The organism is Amycolatopsis sp. FU40 (assembly GCF_021903635.1).
GTDB classification, from domain to species: Bacteria; Actinomycetota; Actinomycetes; order Mycobacteriales; family Pseudonocardiaceae; genus Amycolatopsis; species Amycolatopsis dendrobii.
In genome coordinates this window covers 26,393-49,015 of sequence record NZ_CP091381.1, presented here as the reverse complement: position 1 = coordinate 49,015, position 22,623 = coordinate 26,393, and the positions used below count along the sequence as shown (strand labels likewise).

23 protein-coding genes are annotated in these 22,623 nt (G+C 70.7%); 10 read left to right on the top strand and 13 right to left on the bottom strand.

What is annotated here, in order from left to right:
• Window position 1: 1 nt before the first annotated feature.
• Both L3Q65_RS01435 and L3Q65_RS01430 read right to left on the bottom strand, forming a co-directional pair.
• A complete protein-coding gene (locus L3Q65_RS01435; RefSeq protein ID WP_182896786.1) occupies window positions 2-1,042 on the bottom strand; it encodes a WXG100 family type VII secretion target in 1,041 nt (346 codons plus the stop codon).
• Window positions 1,043-1,069: 27 nt separating this feature from the next.
• A complete protein-coding gene (locus L3Q65_RS01430; RefSeq protein WP_182896787.1) occupies window positions 1,070-1,846 on the bottom strand; it encodes a WXG100 family type VII secretion target in 777 nt (258 codons plus the stop codon).
• Between the two features lie 135 nt (window positions 1,847-1,981).
• Between L3Q65_RS01430 and eccCa the strand changes: the two genes are divergently transcribed.
• A complete protein-coding gene (gene eccCa / locus L3Q65_RS01425; RefSeq protein WP_237598625.1) occupies window positions 1,982-5,926 on the top strand; it encodes a type VII secretion protein EccCa in 3,945 nt (1,314 codons plus the stop codon).
• A 6-nt stretch (window positions 5,927-5,932) separates the two neighbouring features.
• Here eccCa and L3Q65_RS01420 read toward each other — a convergent pair whose 3' ends face one another.
• The 5 genes from L3Q65_RS01420 to L3Q65_RS01400 form a co-directional block, all read right to left on the bottom strand.
• On the bottom strand, window positions 5,933-6,376 hold the full coding sequence (locus L3Q65_RS01420) for a hypothetical protein (RefSeq protein ID WP_237598624.1): 444 nt from the start codon (window positions 6,374-6,376) through the stop codon (window positions 5,933-5,935).
• Window positions 6,377-6,662: 286 nt separating this feature from the next.
• Window positions 6,663-7,016: a DUF6086 family protein gene (locus tag L3Q65_RS01415; protein ID WP_182896790.1), complete on the bottom strand. Its 354-nt coding sequence runs from the start codon at window positions 7,014-7,016 to the stop codon at window positions 6,663-6,665.
• Window positions 7,013-7,372 carry a hypothetical protein gene (locus L3Q65_RS01410; RefSeq protein ID WP_237598623.1) on the bottom strand — a complete coding sequence of 120 codons (360 nt, stop codon included), beginning with the start codon at window positions 7,370-7,372 and terminating at the stop codon, window positions 7,013-7,015. Before L3Q65_RS01410 ends, L3Q65_RS01415 begins: the two co-directional genes overlap by 4 nt.
• Window positions 7,372-7,611, bottom strand: coding sequence for a colicin immunity domain-containing protein (locus L3Q65_RS01405; RefSeq protein ID WP_237598622.1), 240 nt, complete (start codon window positions 7,609-7,611; stop codon window positions 7,372-7,374). The genes L3Q65_RS01410 and L3Q65_RS01405 overlap by 1 nt, the downstream gene beginning before the upstream one ends.
• Window positions 7,612-8,095: 484 nt before the next feature.
• Window positions 8,096-8,545 (bottom strand): hypothetical protein, encoded by a 450-nt coding sequence (locus L3Q65_RS01400; RefSeq protein WP_182896793.1) that lies wholly within the window; start codon window positions 8,543-8,545, stop codon window positions 8,096-8,098.
• 61 nt (window positions 8,546-8,606) lie between these two features.
• On the opposite strand from L3Q65_RS01400, the gene L3Q65_RS01395 reads away from it, so the two are divergent.
• Both L3Q65_RS01395 and L3Q65_RS01390 read left to right on the top strand, forming a co-directional pair.
• The gene (locus L3Q65_RS01395; RefSeq protein ID WP_237598621.1) at window positions 8,607-9,290 is read left to right on the top strand and encodes a hypothetical protein; all 684 of its coding nucleotides are present in this window, start codon (window positions 8,607-8,609) and stop codon (window positions 9,288-9,290) included.
• Window positions 9,291-9,353: 63 nt separating this feature from the next.
• Window positions 9,354-10,058: a trypsin-like serine protease gene (locus L3Q65_RS01390; protein WP_182896795.1), complete on the top strand. Its 705-nt coding sequence runs from the start codon at window positions 9,354-9,356 to the stop codon at window positions 10,056-10,058.
• 55 nt (window positions 10,059-10,113) lie between these two features.
• On the opposite strand, the gene L3Q65_RS01385 is transcribed toward L3Q65_RS01390, so the two are convergent.
• Together L3Q65_RS01385 and L3Q65_RS01380 are read right to left on the bottom strand one after the other, a co-directional pair.
• A complete protein-coding gene (locus L3Q65_RS01385; RefSeq protein WP_237598620.1) occupies window positions 10,114-11,556 on the bottom strand; it encodes a class I adenylate-forming enzyme family protein in 1,443 nt (480 codons plus the stop codon).
• A gap of 49 nt (window positions 11,557-11,605) precedes the next feature.
• On the bottom strand, window positions 11,606-12,577 hold the full coding sequence (locus tag L3Q65_RS01380) for a hypothetical protein (protein ID WP_182896797.1): 972 nt from the start codon (window positions 12,575-12,577) through the stop codon (window positions 11,606-11,608).
• Between the two features lie 249 nt (window positions 12,578-12,826).
• Between L3Q65_RS01380 and L3Q65_RS01375 the strand changes: the two genes are divergently transcribed.
• From L3Q65_RS01375 to L3Q65_RS01350, 6 genes are all read left to right on the top strand, one after another.
• A complete protein-coding gene (locus L3Q65_RS01375) occupies window positions 12,827-13,132 on the top strand; it encodes a WXG100 family type VII secretion target (protein WP_037810054.1) in 306 nt (101 codons plus the stop codon).
• A 16-nt stretch (window positions 13,133-13,148) separates the two neighbouring features.
• Window positions 13,149-13,448 carry a hypothetical protein gene (locus tag L3Q65_RS01370; RefSeq protein ID WP_037809581.1) on the top strand — a complete coding sequence of 100 codons (300 nt, stop codon included), beginning with the start codon at window positions 13,149-13,151 and terminating at the stop codon, window positions 13,446-13,448.
• A 97-nt stretch (window positions 13,449-13,545) separates the two neighbouring features.
• Entirely contained in the window at window positions 13,546-13,929 is a 384-nt protein-coding gene (locus tag L3Q65_RS01365) for a hypothetical protein (protein WP_237598619.1), read from the top strand.
• Entirely contained in the window at window positions 13,926-15,248 is a 1,323-nt protein-coding gene (locus L3Q65_RS01360) for a WXG100 family type VII secretion target (protein WP_237598618.1), read from the top strand. The genes L3Q65_RS01365 and L3Q65_RS01360 overlap by 4 nt, the downstream gene beginning before the upstream one ends.
• Window positions 15,245-16,522, top strand: a complete 1,278-nt coding sequence (locus L3Q65_RS01355) for an alpha/beta hydrolase (RefSeq protein ID WP_237598617.1) — start codon at window positions 15,245-15,247, stop codon at window positions 16,520-16,522. Before L3Q65_RS01360 ends, L3Q65_RS01355 begins: the two co-directional genes overlap by 4 nt.
• Window positions 16,519-16,896 carry a hypothetical protein gene (locus L3Q65_RS01350; RefSeq protein WP_182896801.1) on the top strand — a complete coding sequence of 126 codons (378 nt, stop codon included), beginning with the start codon at window positions 16,519-16,521 and terminating at the stop codon, window positions 16,894-16,896. The genes L3Q65_RS01355 and L3Q65_RS01350 overlap by 4 nt, the downstream gene beginning before the upstream one ends.
• Window positions 16,897-17,018: 122 nt before the next feature.
• Here the strand turns inward: L3Q65_RS01350 and L3Q65_RS01345 are convergent, their stop codons facing one another.
• The 4 genes from L3Q65_RS01345 to nadA all read right to left on the bottom strand — a co-directional run bounded on the left by L3Q65_RS01345 (window position 17,019) and on the right by nadA (window position 21,797).
• On the bottom strand, window positions 17,019-18,188 hold the full coding sequence (locus L3Q65_RS01345) for a S8 family serine peptidase (RefSeq protein WP_237598616.1): 1,170 nt from the start codon (window positions 18,186-18,188) through the stop codon (window positions 17,019-17,021).
• 62 nt (window positions 18,189-18,250) lie between these two features.
• Window positions 18,251-19,144, bottom strand: coding sequence for a carboxylating nicotinate-nucleotide diphosphorylase (nadC, locus tag L3Q65_RS01340; protein ID WP_182896803.1), 894 nt, complete (start codon window positions 19,142-19,144; stop codon window positions 18,251-18,253).
• Window positions 19,141-20,790, bottom strand: coding sequence for an L-aspartate oxidase (locus L3Q65_RS01335; RefSeq protein WP_237598615.1), 1,650 nt, complete (start codon window positions 20,788-20,790; stop codon window positions 19,141-19,143). Before L3Q65_RS01335 ends, nadC begins: the two co-directional genes overlap by 4 nt.
• Window positions 20,787-21,797 carry a quinolinate synthase NadA gene (nadA, locus tag L3Q65_RS01330; RefSeq protein ID WP_237598614.1) on the bottom strand — a complete coding sequence of 337 codons (1,011 nt, stop codon included), beginning with the start codon at window positions 21,795-21,797 and terminating at the stop codon, window positions 20,787-20,789. The genes L3Q65_RS01335 and nadA overlap by 4 nt, the downstream gene beginning before the upstream one ends.
• A gap of 152 nt (window positions 21,798-21,949) precedes the next feature.
• Between nadA and L3Q65_RS01325 the strand changes: the two genes are divergently transcribed.
• Window positions 21,950-22,585, top strand: coding sequence for an NUDIX domain-containing protein (locus L3Q65_RS01325; protein ID WP_182896809.1), 636 nt, complete (start codon window positions 21,950-21,952; stop codon window positions 22,583-22,585).
• Window positions 22,586-22,623 lie beyond the last annotated feature (38 nt).

Sequence of the window (22,623 nt, the reverse complement as noted above, 5' to 3'; positions counted from 1 at the left end):
GCTACGCGCCCTTCGCGTCGATGTCGACGTGCTGCTGGAAGTGTTTGCCCTGGTAGGTGACGTCGACATCGATGTCCACGTCCTGCCCGGCCGGGGCTTCGACGGTCGACTGGCCGGTGTTCAGGTCGGTGTGGATCACGACCTCGTGCGCACCGGTCGACGGAGCGGGCACCGAAGGCGCGGGCGCCGGAGCCGGGTCCACCGGGATCCAGCTGTTGCCCGGGTTCGCACCCGCTCCTGCACCGCCGCCGGACGGCCAGGCTCCAGTGCCGGTCCCGCTGCCAGTCGGCCATCCGCCGCCATGGGACAGCGCGGGCGGCGTGTAGTTCGTGAACGACGGATTGCCTCCGGGCACTCCCCCGCCGCTGCCGCCGATCGCCGCCTGCCCGGACGCACTCGCGACCGGCGCGGGCATCTGCGGCGCGGTGACCGGCGTGCCGGAGACCGCCGCGTTGCCCGCCGCGCCGCCTGCGTCGGAAGAACCGTGGTGGAACAGCTTTTCGATGTCGCCGATGATCGTCGCGACCTGGCTGATCTGGTTCGCGAGGTCGCCGGCGCCGAGCGCCTTCAGCAGTCCGCCGACCGCGGTGATGAATCCGCGCAGCGTGGCGCTCGTGGCAGTGGAAAGCGCGACCGCGGCCCCGTAGGTCCACCAGTTCGACATCAGCGACGCGACAGTCGGGTTCACCGCGGCGACCACCGACCGGTACGCCTCCTGCGCCGCCTTCACCAGTGTGCCCGAGACGCCGAGCAGTTCAGCGCCCTTCTCGATCACGTTGATGATCTTGGTGAGCTGGTCGAGCGAGTGGGAGATCTTCTGCAGCGCCGATTCCGACGCCCCGCCGGACCAGACCTTGCCGAGCTGATCGGCGGCCTTGCTGAGCTCGGTGTAGAGCGAGGTCAGCTCGGCTGCCTTGTGCAGCAGGTCGAGGACGTGCTTCGCGATCTGCTCCGGCTGGCCGGTGACGATCTGCGGCAGCACGGTGATCGGGCCCCCGCCGGAGGCGGTGGCGTCCATCGCGCTGGAGTTCGGGAAGAGCATCGGACCTCACTTGGTCGGGGTTCGGGGTCAGACGGAGGCGGGCCGGTACACGCTGACCTTGGCCAGTCCGCCGAGGCCCGGATCGAGCAGGCCATGGTTGTAGAGGGCGCCGCCGTCCCCGGCGACGCCGATCACCGGATGGTGGTCGGCGAGCAGCAGCGGTTCCACCACGACGACGTCGCCGCTGTGCACGCCGCCGGGCACGTCGCCGAAGGTGCGCGCGGTGCCCGAATAAACCTCGATCAGGCCGACGCGAGCCTGGTTGTCGGCGTCGCCGGCGAGCCAGTCGTTGAAGTCCGCGACGCCGTGGAACCGGGCGTCGGTCAGCGGATGCTCGGCGAGCCTGCCGAGGTCCGCGTCGCCGAGGTACCGCAGCACGTTGCCGACCGACGAGGGTTCGCCGTGCGCGCCGGCGCTGTCGGTGATCGCCGCCTCGGCCAGGTGCGCCGCGTGCGGGGTGCCCCAGATCGACGTCTGCGACGGCGCCGAATGCCCTCCGCCCCCGCCGTAGCCGTCGGAAACCGCTTCGTCGGCGCTTTGGTAAGCGTCCGCGCTGTGCTTGACCAGGCCGTTGATCTCCTGCAGCAGTTGCAGCAGCGAGCGCACCGCGGTCACCTGCTGCGAGTGCAGCGCCTCGTTCGCCGCCGCGACCACACTGCCGAAACTGGCGAACGTCGTCGGCTGAAGGACGAGTTTTTCCAGGTCTGCGACGGCGTTGATGCCGTGGGCGATAATGCCGCCCACGTTGCCGACGGTGGAGCGCATGGCCTCCGGCTCGGCCCGGTACTCGCCGGTCGTGCCCATGGCGCTCCCTCCCGGTCTCCCGCGAACGACGCACCGGTGCGGGGCGTCTGCGCAGAGCGTAAGTTCGCGCCGCCGGGCGAGCGGACGGCAAAAGTACCCACCGCGACCGGACAACGGGCGGCCAAAATACGGGGCATGAGTTCCACCCGCGACCGCCTCGGCCTGCTCGGCGAGCAGCCTGGGGAGATCATGCTGCAGTCCCCGCCGATGCTGCCCAAGAGCGGCTCCGGCGGCGTGATGCAGCTCATGATGTTCCTGCCGATGATGCTCGGCATGGGCGCGATGTCGTTCGTCTACATCGGACGCGACGGCGGGGTGATGACCTGGATCTTCGGCGCGCTGTTCGTCACCGCGATGGGCGGCATGATCGTGATGTCGCTCGGCCGCGGCGGCATGGCGAAGAAGGCCCAGATCAACGAGGAACGCCGCGACTACCAGCGGTATCTCGCCGGTCTGCGCACGCGCGTGCGCGCGGTCGCCGACTCCCAGCGCGCCACGCTGATCGCGCAGCAGCCGGATCCGGCGGACCTGTGGGCGTACGTCGAAACCGACCAGCACTGGGACCGCCGCCGCGGCGACCGCTCGTTCGCGATGGTGCGCGCGGCCACCGGCCCGCAGCCGCTCGCGACTCCGCTGCGCGCGCCGCAGATCGCGCCGCTGGAAGAGCTGGACCCGGTTTCCTCCACCAACCTCAAGCACTTCATCCAGACGTTCTCCACCGTCGAGGGCCTGCCGGTTTCGATCTCGCTGCGCTCGTACGCGGCCGCGACGCTGTCCGGCCGCCGGTTCGAGGTGCTCGGGATGACGCGCGCGGTGCTGGCGCAGCTGGTGACGTTCCACTCCCCGACCGACCTGCGCGTCGCGTTCTGCGTCGCGCCGGACCGTTCGCACGACTGGGAATGGGCGAAGTGGCTGCCGCACGCCACCGCGCCGGTGCTCTCCGACGCGACCGGCCCGCGGCGGCTGTTCGCCGACAGCGCCGCGGAACTCGCGAAGCTGCTCGGCCCTGATCTCGGCGACCGCCCGGCGTTCTCGCGTCGTGGCGCGGCCGCGGATCTGCCGCACATCGTGCTCGTCGTCGACGGCGGCGACTCCCACGGCGAACCGCGGCTGCTGGCCGAGGAAGGCAGGCTGGGCGTCACGGTGCTGGAGATCGGCGGCGACCAGCCGCGCGCGACGTCGACCGACCGGTTGCTGAGCCTGCACGTCGCACCGGACCAGCTCGGCATGGTGGTGCTCGACGGCACCGAAGCGCGGCTCGGGTTCCTCGGCCTGCCGGACCGGCTCGACCACGGCGCGGCCGAAGCGCTGGCCCGGATGCTGACGCCGCTGCACCAAGGCGGCGCGGTGGTCAGCGAACAGCCGATGTCCTCGACGTTCGGGCTCGCCGGGCTGCTCGGCATCGGCGACCCGCGCGACACCGACACGACCGTCACCTGGGCCCCGCGCCCGGCGCGCGACCGGCTGCGGATCCCGTTGGGCGTGAACCCCGACGGCCGCCCGGTCGAACTGGACCTCAAGGAATCCGCCGAGGGCGGCATGGGACCGCACGGGCTGGTGATCGGCGCGACCGGGTCCGGCAAGAGCGAACTGCTGCGCACCCTGGTCACCGCGCTGGCCGTCACGCATTCGTCGGAGAAGCTGAACCTCGCGCTGATCGACTTCAAGGGCGGCGCGACGTTCGCCGGCATGACCAACCTGCCGCACACCTGCGCGGTGATCACGAACCTGTCCGACGACCTCGCGCTCGTCGACCGCATGGCGGACGCGTTGAACGGCGAACTGCTGCGGCGGCAGGAACTTCTGCACGCAGCCGGGAACTACGCGTCGGTGCGCGACTACGAGAAGGCGCGCGCGGACGGCACGCCGCTGCAGCCGTTGCCCTCACTGCTGGTGATCATCGACGAGTTCTCCGAACTGCTGTCCTCGCGGCCGGAGTTCATCGATCTGTTCGTCGCGATCGGCCGGCTCGGCCGTTCGCTCGGGATCCACCTGCTGCTGGCGTCGCAGCGGCTTGAGGAAGGCCGGTTGCGCGGGCTCGACTCGCACCTGTCGTACCGGATCGGCCTGCGCACGTTCTCCGCCGCGGAAAGCCGTGCGGTACTGGGCGTCGCCGATGCCTACCAACTGCCGCCGGTACCCGGTTCGGCTTACCTGAAGTCCGACAACGACACGCTGATCCGGCTCAAGGCCGCCTACGTGTCCGGCGAATTGCCGCCGCGCAGCCGCATCGTGCGTTCGGACGGGCAGCAACTCGGCGTACTGCCCTTCACCCTGGGCCCGGTCGAAGTCCCCGTCGCCGAACAACCCGCCGCCGAAGCTCCCGCGAAGGGCACCGGCGAAACGATCATCGGCGCCATGCTGTCCCGTTTGGAGGGACGCGGCCCGGCCGCGCACCAGATCTGGCTGCCGCCGCTGGCCGAACCGCCCACTTTGGACCAATTGCTGCCGCCGATCGGCGAAGACCCGCGCCGCGGTTTGTGCCCGCTCGGCTGGGGCGGCAACGGCAAGCTGACCATTCCGGTCGCGTTGGTGGACAAGCCTTTCGAACAGCGCCGCGACATGCTGTGGGCGGATTTCTCCGGCGCGGCGGGCAACGCGGTGATCGTCGGCGCACCGCAAAGCGGCAAGTCGACATTGATGAAGGACATCGCGGCGATGCTCGCCCTCACCCACACCCCCGCCGAGGTGCAGTTCTTCATCCTCGACATGGGCGGCGGCGCACTGGCCCCGATCGCGGGTCTCCCGCACGTCTCGGGCTACGCCACCCGCCGCGACCCGCAACGCTGCCGCCGGGTCGTCGCGGAACTCGTGACTTTGCTGGAACAGCGGGAAGAATTCTTCGCCGCGCACGGAATCGAGTCGATGGCCGCCTTCCGCGGCCGCCGCGGCGAGTTCACCGAAAGCAACGACGACCGAGAATTCGGCGACGTGTTCTTGTTCGTGGACAACTGGACCACCATCCGGTCCGAATACGAACGCCTGGAAGAACAAATCACCGCGCTCGCCCAACGAGGTCTCGGCTTCGGCATCCACGTCCTGGTCTCGCTCAACCAGTGGATCGGCGCCCGCGCCCAGCTCCGCGACGCCATCAGCACCCGCTTCGAACTGCGTCTCGGCGACCCAGCGGACTCGTCGATCGACCGCAAGGTGGCGCAAAACGTTCCCGCCGACCGCCCCGGCCGCGGCCTGACCGCGGACAAACTGCACTTCCTCGCGGCCCTCCCGCGCATCGACTCCGACCAACGCCCGGAAACCGTCGGCGCAGGCGGCCTGGACCTGGTCCGCCGAGTCTCCGCCGCCTGGACCGGCCCGCGCGCTCCCCAGGTCCGCCTGCTCCCGCCGGAAGTCCCGCTGGACTCCTTCCCCGCCGCCCCGCACGGCCGGATCACCCTGGGCCTGGCGGAGTCGACGCTGCGCCCCGTCCACCTGGACTTCCGGACGGACCCGCACTTCCTGGCCTTCGGCGACGTCGAATCGGGCAAGAGTTCGCTGCTGCGTGCGATCGTCACCGGAATCTGCGCGACTCACACCCCCGACGAAGCCCTGATCCTGGTCGGCGACTATCGGCGGGGCCTGCTCGGCGTGGTGGACCAACCGCACCTGCTCGGCTACGCCGGCGCCGAGAACACGTTGACCGACCTGGTGAACCAATGCGCGACCGCGATGCGCAACCGCCTCCCCGGCCCGGACGTCACGCCCGACCAACTGCGCAACCGCTCCTGGTGGCGCGGCCCGGACCTGTACGTGGTCATCGACGACTACGAACTGGTCGCCACCGCGGGCCGGAACCCCGTGCTGCCCCTGCTGGAATTCCTCCCGCAAGCACGAGACATCGGCCTGCACCTGATCCTGGCCCGCTCCTCCGGCGGCGCCGGACGGGGTCTGTACGAGGCGGTGATCCAGCGGGTCCGGGAACTGGGCTCGCCAGGCCTGGTCATGTCCGGCGGCAAGGAGGAAGGCGCGCTGCTGGGCGATGTGAAGCCTTCGCCGCAGCCTGCTGGCCGGGGAACCTTGGTGTCGCGCCGGCACGGGACGGAGCTGGTGCAGGTGGCGTGGACCAAGCCGGTGGAGGACTGAGCGGGTTCAGTCGAGGAAGACCTCTCGGCGGGTCAGATGGCTCAGGTAGGAGACGTCCCAGTCCGCGGGCACTTCACGGCGCACCCGCCGGGCGAGTTCCCAGCCCCGCTCGTCGAAACGCCGCCCGGCTTCCTCCGAGGGGAACGCGGGCACCGGGTCGGCGTTGTCCAGGGTGGCGTCCCATTCGTCCTGCCACGCGGACAGGTCGCGAGCCAGTTCCGGGCTCAGCCCCAGCTCCGGCGACGCGGGGTCGACAGCGGTGGTCACGTCGTGCGTGTACGGATTGAAGAACCACACCGGATGGGCGCACCATTCCGCCATGATCTTGAGGGACCGCCACTGGATCTCCGGCCGTTCCACCGGGAGCGACTTCCGGCGCGTGGGCCAGGCGAAGATGTCCGAGATCCGGTGGAAATCCCAGAAACTGACGCGCCGCTCAGGCTCGGGCACAGTCATGATCCGCCGAACGGCGGCCTCCGGACCATACCCCTTGTCCGGCAAAGAAAAACCCGAACTCGACGAGCCAAGCCGAAAGGAACAGCTGCCGGTTCAGCATTTCGTCCGCCCCGATCAGCTCGCACGCCTCCGCGAACGAAAGCACGTCGCAGGCCATGCGCAGATACTGTTCCTTCTCCGCCTCCGACCACGGCGGATCGTCGCTCCCGTCCGGGCCGAGTCCGGCTCGCGACCCGTTGAACAGCAGTCGCAGGAACTCGCTCCAGCCGCGTCCAGCCCGTCACCGGGACCTCATCCGCACCGCGTCGCGGGCCTCGGCCAGATCCGGCGGCACGTCCTCGGCCGGACGGCCGGACCATTCCAGCATGGCCAGGCAGATCCCGAGAAACCCGCGCGCGAGTTCCCGGTACTCCGAATGCGTCAGCACAGAACTGTCGAGCATCGCCCGGACGAACAGGGCGAGCCGGGGCGGGTCGACGGAGCAGAAGTCGCTGGCCGTCGCCGTGAACCCGGCGGTGCGGAGGTCGATGTCGAAGTTGACCGCCAGCGTCTCCGCCATGCTCACGAACAGCCGGCCGACCCGAAGCGCCGGACTCCAGACGGTCTCGTCGCCGACGTCGAAGATGTAGCTCACTCTGTCCCCCTCTCGTCGAGGTCCACCGCGAAGCCGGAGCCGTCGTCGTGCGGAACCACGTCCCACAACGACTTCGCCGCCCGCCACACCGCCGTTACCGCTGACCACGCGACGTCGCCGCTGAGCGTCAGCGTCACCAGCGCGTCAGCCGCGGCGACCCGGTCCGACGCCTCCGCGATCATCGTCGCGACCAACGGTGTCCCCGCGGAAAACTCGAGCTGGCAGCCGACGTCAGCAGACACCCATCCCTCGCCGTCGCACCGATCCTCGACCGGGAGCTCCGCCGTCAACGCCTCGAACCCGGCCGCGGCGCCGAGCCCGCCGGTCCGGCAGTACAACCGGATCTCGTACCCCATCACGCGAGCCGATGCAGGGCCGCACGTGCCTCGGCGAGCAGTTCGTCGTCAGTCGTGTCGTCTGGTTCGCGCAGCTTGGGATCGATCGGATAGTCCTCCAGCACGAAGAAGAGGTGATTCAGCACCTGCCCGAGCGGATCCCGCCACCGCTCGTTCCGTTCCGGGGACAGCCTCCGGGCCGCATGCCAAGTCTTCGCGAACTCCGGCCCGGTCATTTCCCCGCGAGCGAACGACTCCATCGCCGCCACCTGCCGTCCCACTCCCGATTCCGCAGGCGCCTCGCTCCGCTTCGCCCAAGCATGCTCCACCGGCGGGTACTCCGCCGCGCCGTCCGCCCGAACCGGGCCCGGGCGTCGTCGACGCCTTCGGGCACGGCACCGGAGAAAACCAACCGGGTGCCCGCCACCAGCGCATATCCCCCGCCGCCAGCGAGAACCGCGCCGGACAAGTCAGGCACGACGAACAGCACTGAACCACTGCTCGTCAGCATGAAGCCCACTGCCAGCGGCTCCGTAACAGACCCTGGTCCGAGACCGCAGCGGAGCACCTCCGTCGCGCCGACGAATCGCGCGCCCGTACGCAGCCGGTCCAGAACCGCGTCGTCCACTCCCGACGGGGCGGCGATCGGAGCGACGGACTTCTCGTCCGCCGCAAGCCATTCGTCGGCAAAACGCCGTGGGCAGTCGAGCACAGTTTCGCCGGGCCATGGCACTGCCGCGGAAGTCAACCCGGGACCTCGCCGGGAAGCCCCAGCACCGGATAACCGGCCTCGATCTCCGTCAACCCAGCCACCACCTCAGCCAGCTGCGCGTACTCAAGCCCCTCAAGCCGGAACGACAACCGGTTCCCGCTCGAATGATCCGCGACCGCGACGCCTTCCGCCTCGACCCGTCCGTCCGAGACGGTCACCGTCAAGTCCAGCCAATCCTCCAGCGAAGTCAGCCGCGCGCTGCCGCCGGACTTCGGGCACGTCGCCAGTTGCTGCCGGAACTCCTGCAGTTCATTGGCCCGCAACCCAGCGTCCAGCCGCGCGGTGAACCCGCCCGAGACGATCTCGATCGGGCTGATGAGCCAGTTTCCGTCCCAGAAATCGTCCGCGCCGGGGTGCATCCGCCCGTGCACAGCGATCACCAGCCGATCTCCGCGCGCCGCGCCGAACGTCACCGTGTGCATCCCGCTCCCTGGTATGTCTGCTGCTGCCAGCATATGCAGTCCACGAGCGAGGGGAGCCCTGATGCCCGGTCTGGTCGAACTGGCCTACACCACCGGCGGAGGCGTCGTCGGCGCCGCGCTGACGAACTACTTCACGAAGGTCCAGGAACGCCGCCAGCTCCGCGCCGAGGTCTACCGGCGGCTCGAAGCGGCCCGTGCGGTCTCCGGCGGAGTGCGCGAAATCCGGATCGGTTTGCCCCCGAACACCTTGACCAGCCGGAAAACCCTCGCCGACGCGCTCGGGATCGTCGCCGTCCTCGAAGACGGAACCGACGCCCACCGCGCCCTCCGCGAAGCCCTCTCCGAACTGCTCACCGCGGTGCTCGTCGCCGGGATTCCCCGCCGCGTCGCCGATTTCGCCGCGGGCGCGCACGAACGCGTCCTGGAAGCCGCGACAGCGACCACCGTCGACCGACGGCTCGGCGGCGTCCCCGGCGCCAATGCCGAGCAACTGACCCAAGCCGCCCAGTCCTACCGCGCCGAAACCACCGGCCTCCTGCTCGCCGTCCTCTGGCATCCGTGGCGGGCCCGGCTCCGCACCCGCGGCCGGATCCGCAAGCTCCGCGTCGCCGTGCACGCGCTGCACCTTCAGCAGGAGGAGGCCGTCGCCGCGCTCACCCGTGCGGAGCAAGCCGAGACCCTCCATCGGCGGCTTGACCCGGACGGCACGCTCCGCGAAACGTGGATCGAAGACCGACTTCCGTAGGTTACCGGATTTCCAGATGCCGCCTACGGTCGGGAAATCACCACCGAGGCGGAGGGATTTTCCATGCGTTACGCGAAAGCGGCGGCCGTAGTCGCTGGGGCTGCGATGGCGTTCGGGGCCGGGGCGGCAGTCCCGGCGAGTGCCGACACGCACATCATCGGCGGCGGCACTGTGAAATCGGCCCCGTGGGGCGCCCAGGTGTTCTGGGACGACGTCACCGACTACGGCGGCTTCGAATGCTCCGGCACGATCATCGCCTCGCAGTGGGTGCTCACCGCGCAGCACTGCCTGAACAAGGGCGGCATGCACGTCAAGGTCGGCGACGTCGCGCTGGGCAAGGGCACCGAGGCCGCGGTCGACGAGCAGAAGGCCTCCCCCAACGGCGACATCGCCCTGCTGCACCTGAAGTCCGCTGTGGACACGACGTTCATGAAGCTGGCCGACAAGGACCCGGAAAACGGTGCCACCAACCAGATCTACGGCTGGGGCCGCACCAAGGACCAGAGCCCGCCCTCGGACACCCTCAAGACCGCGGACGTCCAGGTGACCGGCGAAAGCACGGACGCCTTCAACGGCAAGGCCATCGCCAGCAAGGGCGTCACCGGATCCTCGTGGCACGGAGACTCCGGCGGCCCGCAGCTGGCCGACGGCGTCCAGGTGGGCGTCTGCTCGACCGGCGAAAACTCCGGCAGCGACGAGCACGGCACCCAGAACTACGCCAGCGTCGCCAACAGCCGCGACTGGATCAAGCAGACCGCGGGCGTCTGATCCGCGCGTTCCGGCCTGCCGCCCCCTTGCGCGGCAGGCCGGAACCCCGCGGCGATCACCGGGCGAGGGCGCGCAACGCGGCCTTGTCCGGTTTTCCTGACTCCGCGACCGGAACCTCGTCCAGCACCGTGAACGAAGCCGGAACCGCGGCCTCCCCCAACTCCGCGGCCACTGCCGCCCGCAATTCCCCCGGATCCGGATCGCGCCCCGGAGCGGCGACCACGAACGCGTGCGCCGCTTCCCCGGTCCGTTCGTCCGGAACCGCGACGACATACGCCTGGTCCACCGCGGAGTGCGCAGCGAGCGCACGTTCGATCGGCCCGGTGTAATGAATCACCGCGTTCACGATCACCACGTCCCGGGCGCGACCGGTCAAATACAGAAAACCGTTCTCGTCGAGTCGCCCGATGTCCTGAGTGCGGACCCAGCCGTCGGCCAGCACCGTCGCGCTCAGCGCGGGATCGCGCCAGTACCCCGCGAAAGCCCTTGCGGTACGGGCGAAAACCTCCCCCGTCTCCCCCACCGGAACCGCACGGCCCGAAGCGTCCCGCACCTCCAGCGAGACCCCCTCGACCGGCAATCCGACCGAAGCGATCGCCTCCGGACGCGCAGACACGTCCGCCGTGTCCAGCACCGTCAATTTCCCGGTCTCGGTCTGCCCGTACCCCTGCCGCAACGCGGGTCCGATGCGCGCGAATCCCTCAGCCAGCAACCCGGGTTCCACCGGAGACCCGGCGACCGTCAGCATTCGCAGCCCGGAAAGATCGATTTCCTCCTCGCGCAGCACATCCAGCATCCGATACAACCGCGGAACCGTCACCAGCGCCGCCGTGATGTCCAGCCGCGGCAGAATCCAGGGAAAGTCCGGCAACCCCTCCGGGATCACCGCGGTGCCGCCGGCGAGCAAACAAGCCTGCACATGCAACACCATCACCGCGCTGCTCAAAGTCCCGAACAGCAGAAACCGCCGATAGTCCTCGGCCGAGTCCCCCGCCCGCTGTTCAAGACCGAACTCCCCCAACGCGTCGAACCGGTACGCGACCCCCTTGGGCGCCCCCGTGCTCCCGCTCGTGAATACCACCCAGCCGATGTCCGACGGTCTCCCGCACGGCACCGGTTCTTCATACGCGGCAAGGAGTTCCGGGCCGATCGGAAGCGTCCGCGCTCCCGCCGGCTCCGGCGGTTCCGCGTCGGTCACCACCGCGGCCACTCCGTCCAGCACCGCGTCGAGATGCGCCGCGGGCAACCCGGCCCGCACCCCCACCGCCCGAGCCCCCAGCGTCTGCACCGCGATCTGGGCGGCCCAGCCTTCCGGCGTCACCCCGGTCGCGAGCCCGACGCCGTCCCCCGGCCGGATCCCGGCCGCCCTCAGCCCGGCGGCGAACCGGCCGATCAGCTCGAGCACCTCGCCCCGGCGCATTCGCCGGTCCCCGTGCTCGAACGCGATCGCGTCCGGCGCGCGCCGCAGCGAATCCAGCAGGTCTTGGGGAAAAGCCATCACACCGTCCTCCCGTCGGGCCAACCCGCCAAGGCCTACCGGAGAGATCTCAGAATCCCCTCAGCGCATGCCGCTCATCGGGAACGCTCGCCGCGCGAACCGACACCAAGCCGCCGAGCGCCACCACCGCGACCAACCCCGCGGCCGCGGCCAGCGTCCACAAGTCCGGTCGCACAATCGACTGCCCCCGCATCGCCTGCCACGCGGTGATCACGATGACCCCGGCGTACCCGGCCGCACCGGTCCACACGAGCCGGCGCCGCACGAGTTCGTTCGACAGCACCGGATACCGCCGGGACAGCGCGACCAGCGCGAGCGCCAGCAGCGGCAACGCCTGGATCGCGTGGATCCCCACGAAATGCGTGATCCGCAGGTCCCCGCCGACCGTGCTCCAGCCCAGCAGCGGCAGCCCCGGCCCGCCGTCCTCGAGCCCGATCGTGTGCCCGCCGATCATCGCCGGTTTGCCGCCGCCGTCCAGCACCCGCTGCTGCGCCGGGCTGGCCGAGAACATCATGAGCGCCAGGCCCATTCCGCCCGCCGCGAGCGCGGTTCCCCACCGCAGCGCGGACGTCAGCGCGCGGTCCGGCAGCTTTTGGAACAGCAGCAGAATCACCACCGCCGCGGTCGCGCCCCACGCGGTGAACGCGCCGGTGGCCAGGATGTTGCCGATCGTCACGTCGGCGGGCGTCGCGTGGTTGAAGTGCAGCGGCCGGTCCTGAACGAGCACCTGCCACACCAGCAGGCCCATGTCCGTGCCCATGCCCACCGCGAACGCCGTCCCCATCCACCAGCCGGCCCGGCGGCCGCGCTTCACCAGCGAGAGAAGCCACGCGAGCGTCGGCGCGTACAACGCCACCGAAACCGCGAATTTGAACGGCTTCGCCCACAGCGGCGCGTTGACGAGCGTGCGATCATCCAGGAGCAGCCCGAACACGCACGCGATCAGCAGCACCGCCATCGCCCCGGCCAGCACGCCGAGCGGGCGGTGCAGCCGGAACAGTCGCAATCCCCAGGAAGTCATGGGGACAGCCTGGCCGCGCGCGGGGGCGCGAACACTGGCGTCGTCCCCCGTCTTGGGGGTAGGGAGCACCCCACCTGTGGGTAATAGTGCCGTCAAAGCGACCGGCAGTTGTGCCGTTTGACCACACCCGCTCTTTTTCTAGCGTGACATTCACACCGCGCGGCCCGCCGCGCACCGGGATTTTCCACGAGAGGGAAGGAGGTGGCCCGTCAGATGTCCAGTCCGGGATTCCAGGCAGATTCCGCTGCCATGACGCGCGCCGTCCAGGGCTTCGAGGAAACCGCTTCGAACGCCAAGACGACCATGGCCAGCTTGGAGTCCGAGCTGACCGAGACGCTGCGGAACTACAAGGGCGACCAGGCGGTCGCCTTCTGGGACCTGCAGCGCAGGCTCCAGGAGAAGATGGGCGCCGCCGTCCGGGAGCTCGACACCATGTCGCAGCTCGTGCACACCAGCCACGCGAACTACAACTCGGGCGACTCCGACGTGCACCAGAGCTTCCAGAGCGTCAGCCACACCGTCGAGGGCAATGTGATCCCTCGCCTCAACCCCTGAGAGAGGACAAGACACCATGGCTGACGTCGTAGAAATCAGCTTCGGGGCCCTGCAGCACAGCTCCGCGTCGCTCGCCGCCAAGGCGAAGGCGCTGACCTCCCAGCTGGAGCAGCTGCACCAGAACCTGCAGCCGATCACCCAGACCTGGTACGCCTCGGGCAGCTCCGCCGGTGAAGCGGCGCGCGCGTCCGAGACCCGGCTCCGCCAGGCGACCGCCGACATCGTCGCGATCATCGCGCAGTTCGGCACCAAGGTCGGCGACGCCCACGATCTCCAGCACCAGCTGGAGAACCGCAACCAGGGCCTGTTCGCCTGATCCGGCCCCGACGCCGGCCGTCCGGGGCGGGACCACCCCCCGCCCGCTCCGGACGGCCGGCTTTCCCGCGTCCTGCCGCACGAGAGGTCACCGGCCGATGCCCGACCAGTCGTACTACGTCCACCTGGAATCGCTGACGGACTTCGTCCGGGAGCTGGAAACCCAGATCCACGCGATGTCCCGGCCGAACGACTTCCTGCGCACCCTCGGGGAGCATCCGCTGCTGTTCGGGGAGTTCGGGGAAGCCGCTTCGCTCGCCGACGCCCACCACGCCGCGGTCGCCGAGATGCAGGGCCTGCTCGAGCAGGTCCGCGGGGCGATCACGTTCGCTCAGGACGTCACCACCACCGTCGCCGACGGATACGCCCAGGCCGACCAGTCGGTCGCGGGCGATCTGCACCAATCGGGTCAGCAGACCGGTCTGCTGGACCCGCTTTTTTCGTTGCTGGGCCTTGATTCTTCAGGGGGTAAGAACGCATGAGCGGGCCTCGCACCAATTTCGCCGGCTACACCCATCAGCAGCTTTACGCGATGCTGCAGGCGGGCGACCCGACCACTGCGCGCGCCGCGGCCGAACAGTGGAGTTCGGCCTCGCGCGGGCTGTACGACCAGGCCGAGAACCTGTCGGACCAGCTCACCGACTTCTCCAGTTCGTGGACCGGCGGCGCGGCCGACCAGTACCGGACCATGATGACCGACCTGGTCGGCGGCATCCGGAAGGTCGCGGTCACCGCGCAGGGCATGCGCGACATGCTGGAGGACGCCGCGGACGCGCTGGTCAAGGCGAAGGCCGAGATGCCGCCGCCGGTCGCGGTGCCGGACGTCTCCCCCGCCGACGTCGCGCTCGCGGTCAACCCGCCGCTGCTTCCGCCGGACACCCCGCCCGCCACGATCATCGCCGCGACGCAGCAGCGGCAGCAGGCGATCGCCAACGTCGAAGCGCAGCAGCAGGCCGCCAACGCCGCCGGCTCCGCGCACGCGAAGGCGATCGTCGTGATGAACAACCTCGCGACGAACTACGACACCGCCGAGGACTCGATCCCGGTCTCGCCGAACGCGGCCGCCCCGCCGCCCAAGCCGGTCCCCGGCGGCGGCGCTTCCACCGGTGGCGCCACCGGCCCGATCGGCAACAGCCCGGACGGCGGCACCGCGGTCGGCGCCCCGGTCGATTCGCACCCGCTGCCTGCCGACGGCACGCAGGTTCCCGGCTCCGAACCGGGGCACCCGGCGCAGAACCCGGGCAGCCCGCTGTTCGGCGACATGTTCACCGCCGGTCTCGCGGCCGCGTCCGCGGCGGCGTTCGGCCGGTTCGGCTCGATCATGCCGAAGGTTCCGCCGTGGGCCTCGGGCAAGGACAAAGACAAGGACGGCAAGGACAAGGAGCAGGACGCGCCTCCGGGCACGAAGCTCGGCGGCGGGGCCGGTCCCGCGGGCGGTGGCGGCGGCGGGATCCCGGTCGGCGGCGGGGACGCCCCGTCGATCGACGGCGGCGGCATTCCCTCCGGCGGCGGTCTCAGCGGCGCCGGGGAGGCTCCGGCCGCGCACTCCGGGCTCGCCGGGAACGCGCAGTCGAACGTCCTCAGCGGACTCGCGGGCGGTGCCGCCGGCGCGGCGGGCGCGGCGGCCAAGAGCGCCATGCCGATGATGCCCATGATGCCGATGGGCGGCATGGGAGCGGGCGGCGACATGGGCTCCGGGCGCCGGATTCCCGCGTGGCTCGTCGAAACCGAGAACGTGTGGGGCCAGCAGGCTCCGGTCGCGCCCTCGGTCATCGGCGAAGAGCCGACCGACCAGCCGTGACCGACGGCTACCGGGTCGCCCCGGCGAAACTCGCCAGCGCGGCGTCCGAATTGGACGCTCGCGCCGGCGCGCTCCGGACCGTGCAGCAGGCCGTGGCGGGCGAACGAGTGCCCGCCGCGGCCTTCGGCCAGGTGTCCGCGTCCTCCGGATGTGCTGCCGGGCTCGCGAAAACGCTCGGCGCACTCGCGGCGGACGTCGACCAGCGCGTCGTTCGCGCCCAGGTCCTTCGCGACGGACTCACGGCTTCGTCAGCGGGCTACCGGCGCGCCGACGAGCAGGTAGCGGCGATGTACCGTTCGCTGCTGCCCGAAGACCCGGTGCCGTCCGCCGGAAAATCCGCGGCCGGCGGCGGCTGGGCCGGGACCATCGCGGCCAACCGGATGAAGGTGTCCGACGCGCTCGCCGCCGAACGGACCCGCCTGGCCGGACTGTCCGATCCGGACGCCATCGCCCGCTCGAAGCGGCGAATCGCGTTGTACCAAAGCATCATCGACGACCACCGGCAGATCCTGCGGTTCGATCCGTCCGGAAACGGCCGGATCGCCGAACTGGTCGGCACGATCCAGCCGGGCACGCGCAACGTCGGGCTGTTCGTGCCCGGCGTGCACACCCGGATGGACACCTTCCAGTCCTACGCCGACCTCGGCCGCAGCCTCGTCGCCGCCGACCCGAGCGGCCGGACCGCGATGGTCGTCTGGGCCGACGGCGTGTTCCCGCAGAACGTGACCACCGAGGGCGCCGAAGCCGGCTACGCGCAGACGATGGCCCCGAACCTCAAGGCGTTCGGCGACGAACTGCGCGGCCAGGTCGATTCCCAGACCGGCGGCGCGGCCACGATCACCGCGATCGGCCACAGCTACGGCGGCGCCACCGTCGGGCTCGCTGACCAGCAAGGCTTGCCAGTGGATCGGGTGCTGCACGTAGAGTCGGCGGGCATGGGACACGGCGTATGGAGCCCAGCGGACCTGCCGCCGAGCCAGGCGGGCGTGCAGCGGTACTCGATGACCGCCCCGCTGGACCCGATCATCCTCGCCCAGGGCAACGCCGGGGCACTGGAATGGACCGGCATCGGCCACGGCGCCGACCCGGACACCTTCCCCGGCGTCACCGAGCTCACCACCGGCCGCGACGCCGCCGGAAACGTGCAGTGGGGCTTGTCCTCGCACAGCGGCGTGCTGAAACCGGGTTCGGATTCGTGGGAGAACATCTACGGGGTCCTGACCGGCGGTCACGTCACTGAGGCGCCTGTGCCGGTTCCGGCGGTGCTGCCGTGATCACGCGCGAACTGAAGGATCTGGCTGCCGAGCTGACGAACGTCATCGACAGTGTCGCCGAAGCGTTCGGCCCTCGCGCAGTGCCCACAGTGGACGGTGAGCTGGACTGCGATCCCGCGCAGCCGGGGCATTCGGTGTGCTGGCAGTACGGGGTCCGGCTGGAGGACAGCCCGGCCGCTACGCGGGTGCTGGCCGAAGCGGTGCGGCCGACGTTGGAAGCGGCGGGCTGGGAATCGTACGACCGCAGCACTTACCGCGAAGTGATCGCCCGGTTTTCCCGTGAGGGCGCAGATTTCAGCGTGCACATCGCGCGCGACGGACGCGGCGTGGCGATCATCGGCTCGACGCGCCTCGTGAGTGTTGCTGCCGGTTAGAACCGGCATTGCCACTCACGACCCCCCGCGCCGCCCGCCGCCGAAACAGCGCAGCCAACCCCTCGCACGCCCGACTCGTGAGTGCTGATCCCGGTTAGAACCGGCGTTGCCACTCACGAGGTTCAAGCCCGAAACCGCGACGGCCGCCACCCGCGCCGACGCCCCCGCCGGAACGCCGCCACCCCAATTCCCGCCGCCGCAGCCGCCGCGACCCCGCCCACCGCAACGACTCCCGCCGCCACATCCGACGTCGGCCGAGCCGCCGCGGCGGCCGGAACCACCGCGGGCAGCTCAGACCGCACCGCAGCCGCGCTCGGACCGGGCGCGTCAGCGGGCAACGTCGAAGACACCGCAGCGTACGCATCGAGCATTCCCCAGCCGCGGCGCGGATCGTGCGCTCCGGACGGCGGGCGGGAAGCGGTGAGCATCAACCGGTTCACCACTTCCTCGCCTTTCAGTTCCGGATGCGCCGAACGCACGAGCGCCGCCACGCCGGCGACATACGCCGCGGCCAGGCTCGGGTCGGTAATCGGCCAGCGATGCGCGACCGCGCCCCCGCCGCCTGCCGAAGTGCTCACCAGATTCGCGCCAGGCGCGGCGATTCCGAGGTAATCCCCGGCTTCGGACTGCACCGGCGCGCCGGATTCGTCCGTCGAACCGACCGCGAGCACGCCCTTCGAAGCGGTCGGATAGGTGTGCGCCCCTTGCTGAGTCGCCGCCGCGGCCGAAATCACGACGGCCCCGCGCGACTTCGCGTGCTCAAGCGCCGCACCGAGCGCCGGGCTGTCCGAACCCGCCGGGACCGCCACGAGAATCACTCCCGCACCGCGGTCGACCGCCGTGTCGATCGCCCCCGCCAGCGCACCGGGATCGCCGCCGCCGTCCGAGGAGGAGCCGTTGCTTTCGGTGTAGCGCAAGGGAAGCAGCTTCGCCCCGGGTGCGACGCCGGTGAACGTGGTCTGGTTCGCCGGCTGCGCGCCGACGATGCCCGCGGCGATCGTGCCGCGGCCGTCGCAGTCGGAATCCGCGGTGCCCGCGCCGCCGAGCACCTGCCCTGGCCCGAATTGCGCGTTCTGCTTGTCGACGCCGGTGCCGATCACCGCGACGGTCTGCCCCTCGCCCTTGGTCAGCGCCCACAGCCGCGGCGGGTTCACCAGCCGCTGGCCCCAGGGCACCGGCCCGGTGTACGGATCGGACGGATTCGCGCACGCGGCCGCCCGGGCCGAGGTCGCCGTGCCAGGCAGGCCGAGCGCCACGAGCACGGCCACCGCTCCGGCGGCAATTCCCCGCACCGCGGCCCCCTCCCCTTGTCGGACAAGGAGATTCTAGTGGAGAGCGGGCCGCGGCGACAGGGTTAGCGCAGGTCCATCCCGAGATCGAGAGCGGGCGAGGAATGCGTGAGCCCGCCGACGGAGAGGTAGTCCACACCGGACTCGGCGTACGGTCGCGCACGGTCGAGCGTCAGCCCGCCGGACGACTCCAGCCTCGTCTTCGGCGACACTTCATCGCGCCGCGCGACCGCCTTCACGCACTCCTCCGGCGTGAAGTTGTCGAGCAGCACCTCGTCCGCTCCGGCGGCCAGCGCCTCGTCCAGCTGAGCCAGATCGTCCACCTCGACCTCGCACGGCAGCTGCGGCGCGTGTTCCCGGGCCGCCGCCAGCGCCGCGGTGACCGAACCGGCCGCGACCACGTGGTTGTCCTTGATCAGCACCGCGTCGCCGAGGCCCATCCGGTGGTTCACCCCGCCGCCGCACCGCACCGCGTATTTCTGCAGCAGCCGCAACCCCGGCGTCGTCTTGCGCGAATCCCTTACCGCGGCGCCGGTTCCCTCGATCGCGGACACCCACGCCGCGGTCGCCGTCGCCACTCCGGACAGCAGGCACAACAGATTCAGCGCCGTGCGCTCCGCGGTCAGCAGCCCGCGCACCGGACCGCGCAGCACGAGCACCGGCTCCCCCGGGACGGCGGGCGAGCCGTCCTCGCGGATCGAGACCACCTCGCAGTCGTCGCCGAGCACCTCGTCGAAAACCGCCAGCGCCACCGGAATCCCGGCCACGACGCCGGCGACGCGCGGTGTCAGCTCCGCCACCGCCCGGGCGTCCGCCGGGACCGTCGACGCCGTCGTGGCGTCCGGCCCGTACCGCAGATCTTCTTCCAGCGCGGTGGTCACGACGCGCCGGACATCGGCGACGTCCAGCCCGTCCACCACCAGTGCCCGCACGACTGCTTCCGAGAATTCCCCGCTCATGCCACCCCTTCCAACGACGCCGCCTCGACCAGCACCGGCTGTCCCGACGGACTCAGCCTGATCAGCTGGCTCCGCCGCAGCCCTTCGACCCGCTCCGGGAAGTCCGTCCGCACGTGACATCCCCTCGATTCCGTTCGTCGCTCCGCCGCCGCGAGCAATGCCTGCGCCGCCACGGTGAGCGCCGCGTCCTCGACCGCGCTGTGCGTCCACAACGGACTGTCCGTTGTCGACAAGTCGAGCGCCGAACCCGCCGCGGCGAGCCCGTCCGCGTCCCGGCCGATCGCCGCGTACCGGCTCATCACCCGTTGCAGCACATCACGTTCCGCCGCCGGCGCGGTCGCCCGTTCCGGAATCCGCCCGCGCGACGGATCCGGCAGCAGCCCAGCAGCCAGATCCGCGGCGACCGCCTCCGCGGCCCGCTGCCCGACGACCAACCCTTCGAGAAGGCTGTTGGACGCCAACCGGTTCGCCCCGTGCAATCCGGTGCGAGCCACCTCGCCCGCCGCATACAGCCCGCGCACCGTCGAGCGTCCGTCCACAGTGGCCACCACGCCACCGCACGCGAAGTGCGCCGCGGGCGTCACCGGGATCGCGTCCACCGCCGGGTCGATCCCCAGCACCGCGCACGCCGCGTGCACGGTCGGGAACCGCTTGGCGAACCCGGGAATGCCAGTGGCGTCAAGGAAAACGTGATCGTCGATGCCACCGGGAGCCAGCGTCTGCCGTCGGGTAATCGCCGCCGCCACGACATCGCGCGGAGCCAGATCGCCGAGCGGATGCACCCCAGCCATCACCGGCGCGCCCGCACCGTCCACAAGCGTCGCGCCCTCGCCGCGCACCGCCTCCGTGACGAGCGGACACCGCCCGCGTGCACCCGGCGTGTACAGCACCGTCGGGTGGAACTGCACGAACTCGATGTCGGCCACCGCCGCACCAGCGCGCAACGCCAGCGCGAGCCCGTCGCCGGTCGCGATCTCCGGATTGGAGGTCGCCTGGTACAGCTGCCCGTACCCGCCGCTGGCCAGCACCACCGCCGACGCACGCACCACGCCGGGCACGCCGTTGCGGTCGAGCACCGTCACCCCGGCAACCTCGCCCGCGGACGTGCGCAGCGCGTCGACCGCGATGTGGTGCTCCAGCACGGGAATCCGCCTCTCGCCAGCCTGCGCGACGAGTGCCCGCTCGACCTCCGCACCGGTCGCGTCGCCGCCCGCGTGGATCACCCGGAACGCACTGTGCCCGCCCTCGCGAGCCCGCGACAGCCCACTCGAGCCGTGATCGAACACCGCGCCGTTCTGCCGCAACTCGGTGACCGCCGCCGGTCCGCCGCCGACGATCGACCGCACCGCGCCCTCGTCGCAGAGCCCGGCTCCCGCGGTGAGCGTGTCCGCCGTGTGCTTCTCGACCGTGTCGCCCTCGTCGCGCTCGCCGTCGAGCACCACGGCCACGCCGCCCTGCGCCCACCGGGTGTTGCCGTCGGCGACCGCCGCCTTCGTCACGACCAGCACATGCAGCCCGAGTTCGCGGGCCCGCAGCGCGGCGGACAACCCCGCCACGCCGCTGCCGATCACGACCACATCGGCCCGGGCTTCCCACCTCGGATCCGGTGCGGTTTTCGCCTCATCGGCGTTAACTAGGCCGCTCATTCCCCACCGCCAGGCTGCCCGATTTCGATCATCCGCTGCACCGAGGCGCGAGCCCGCGAGGCCGTCTCCGGGTCGACGTGGACCTCGTCCGCGCCCTCGGTGAGGCTCCGCAGCAGCGCGGCCGGGGTGATCATCTTCATGTACCGGCACGAGGCCCGGTCGTTCACCGCGCGGAAGTCGATCTCCGGCGCGGCCTTGCGCAGCTGGTGGATCATGCCGATCTCGGTGGCCACGAGCACCGAGGTCGCCTTGGTGTCGCGCGCCGCGTGCACCATGTCGCCAGTGGAGAGGATCTTGACCCGCTCCGGGGCCACCGCGCCCTCGCCCGCCAGGTAAAGCGCCGAGGTCGCGCACCCGCATTCGGGGTGGATGAACAGGTCGGCGTCCGGGTTTTCCTCGGCGCGCGCGGCCAGTTCGGCCCCGTTGATCCCGGCGTGCACGTGGCACTCCCCGGCCCAGACGTGCATGTTCTCGCGCCCGGTGACGCGCTTGACGTGCGCACCGAGGAACTGGTCCGGAAGGAAGAGAACTTCCTGGTCAGCCGGGATGGAAGCGACCACGTCGACCGCGTTCGACGACGTGCAGCAGATGTCCGTCTCGGCCTTGACCTCGGCGGTCGTGTTCACGTACGAGACGACCACCGCGCCCGGGTGCTCGGCCTTCCATTCCCGCAGCTGGGCGCCGGTGACGGAGTCGGCGAGCGAGCAGCCGGCCCGCGCGTCCGGGATCAGCACCGTCTTCTCCGGGGCCAGGATCTTCGCGGTCTCGGCCATGAAGTGCACGCCGCAGAAGACGATCGTGGACGCGTCGCTGCCGGCCGCGATGCGGCTGAGCGCCAGCGAGTCGCCGGTGAAGTCCGCGATGTCCTGGATCTCCGGGACCTGGTAGTTGTGCGCGAGCAGCACCGCGTCGCGTTTGCGGGCGAGCTCCCGCACGCGGGCGGCCCAGTCGGCGTCCGCCTCGACCCCGCCGTAAGGGGTCAGATCCTGGTCAAGCGTGGTGGTCATGTGTTCGGCCCTCTCGAGAATCGCCGGCCTCGGAACCGGATCGACCCCGGTCCCTCCCCATGCTGGTTTTCGCCTTATAATCGAAAACCGTGCGAAGCCATCTTAACACCCGAGCCCCCCTCGCCCACGAGGTTCTGGCGGCAGTCCTTCAAGTGCGCTCGGACACACTCCGGGTGCTGCTGTGGCGCCGAGCGCTCGATCCGCACCTGGGCCGCTGGTCCCTTCCCGGCGGCCGATTGCGCCCCGACGAGGACGTGGAGACGTCGATCCGGCGGCAGCTCGCGGAGAAGGTGGACGTGCGCCAGCTGAAGCACGTCGAGCAGCTCGCCGTGTTCAGCGCACCGGACCGCGTCCCCGGCCCCCGCGTCGTAGCCACCGCGTTCCTCGGCCTAGTCCCCTCCGACGTCGACCCAGCCGTCCCCGAAGACACCGAGTGGCACGACGTGAACGCCCTGCCGCGCACCGCCTTCGACCACGAGGCGATCATCCTGCGCGCCCGCGACCGCCTGCGCTCGAAACTGAGCTACACCAACCTGGGTTTCGCACTGGCCCCAGAGGAATTCACCATCTCCGCGCTCAAGGGCTTGTACTCCGCCGCACTCGGCTACAAAGTGTCCGCGACGAACCTGCAACGCGTGCTCCAACGGCGTGGTCTGCTGGTCCCCACCGGCCACACCGCCGCCCCCGGCCGGACCGGCGGACGACCTGCGGCGCTGTTTTCTTTCGCCGCGAAAGACATGCACATCACCGACCCCTTCGCGGTCCTGAAACCCCCTCCTCGCCGGTAAACACGAACTGCGCCGGGGCTCCGCAGCCCGTACCGTGG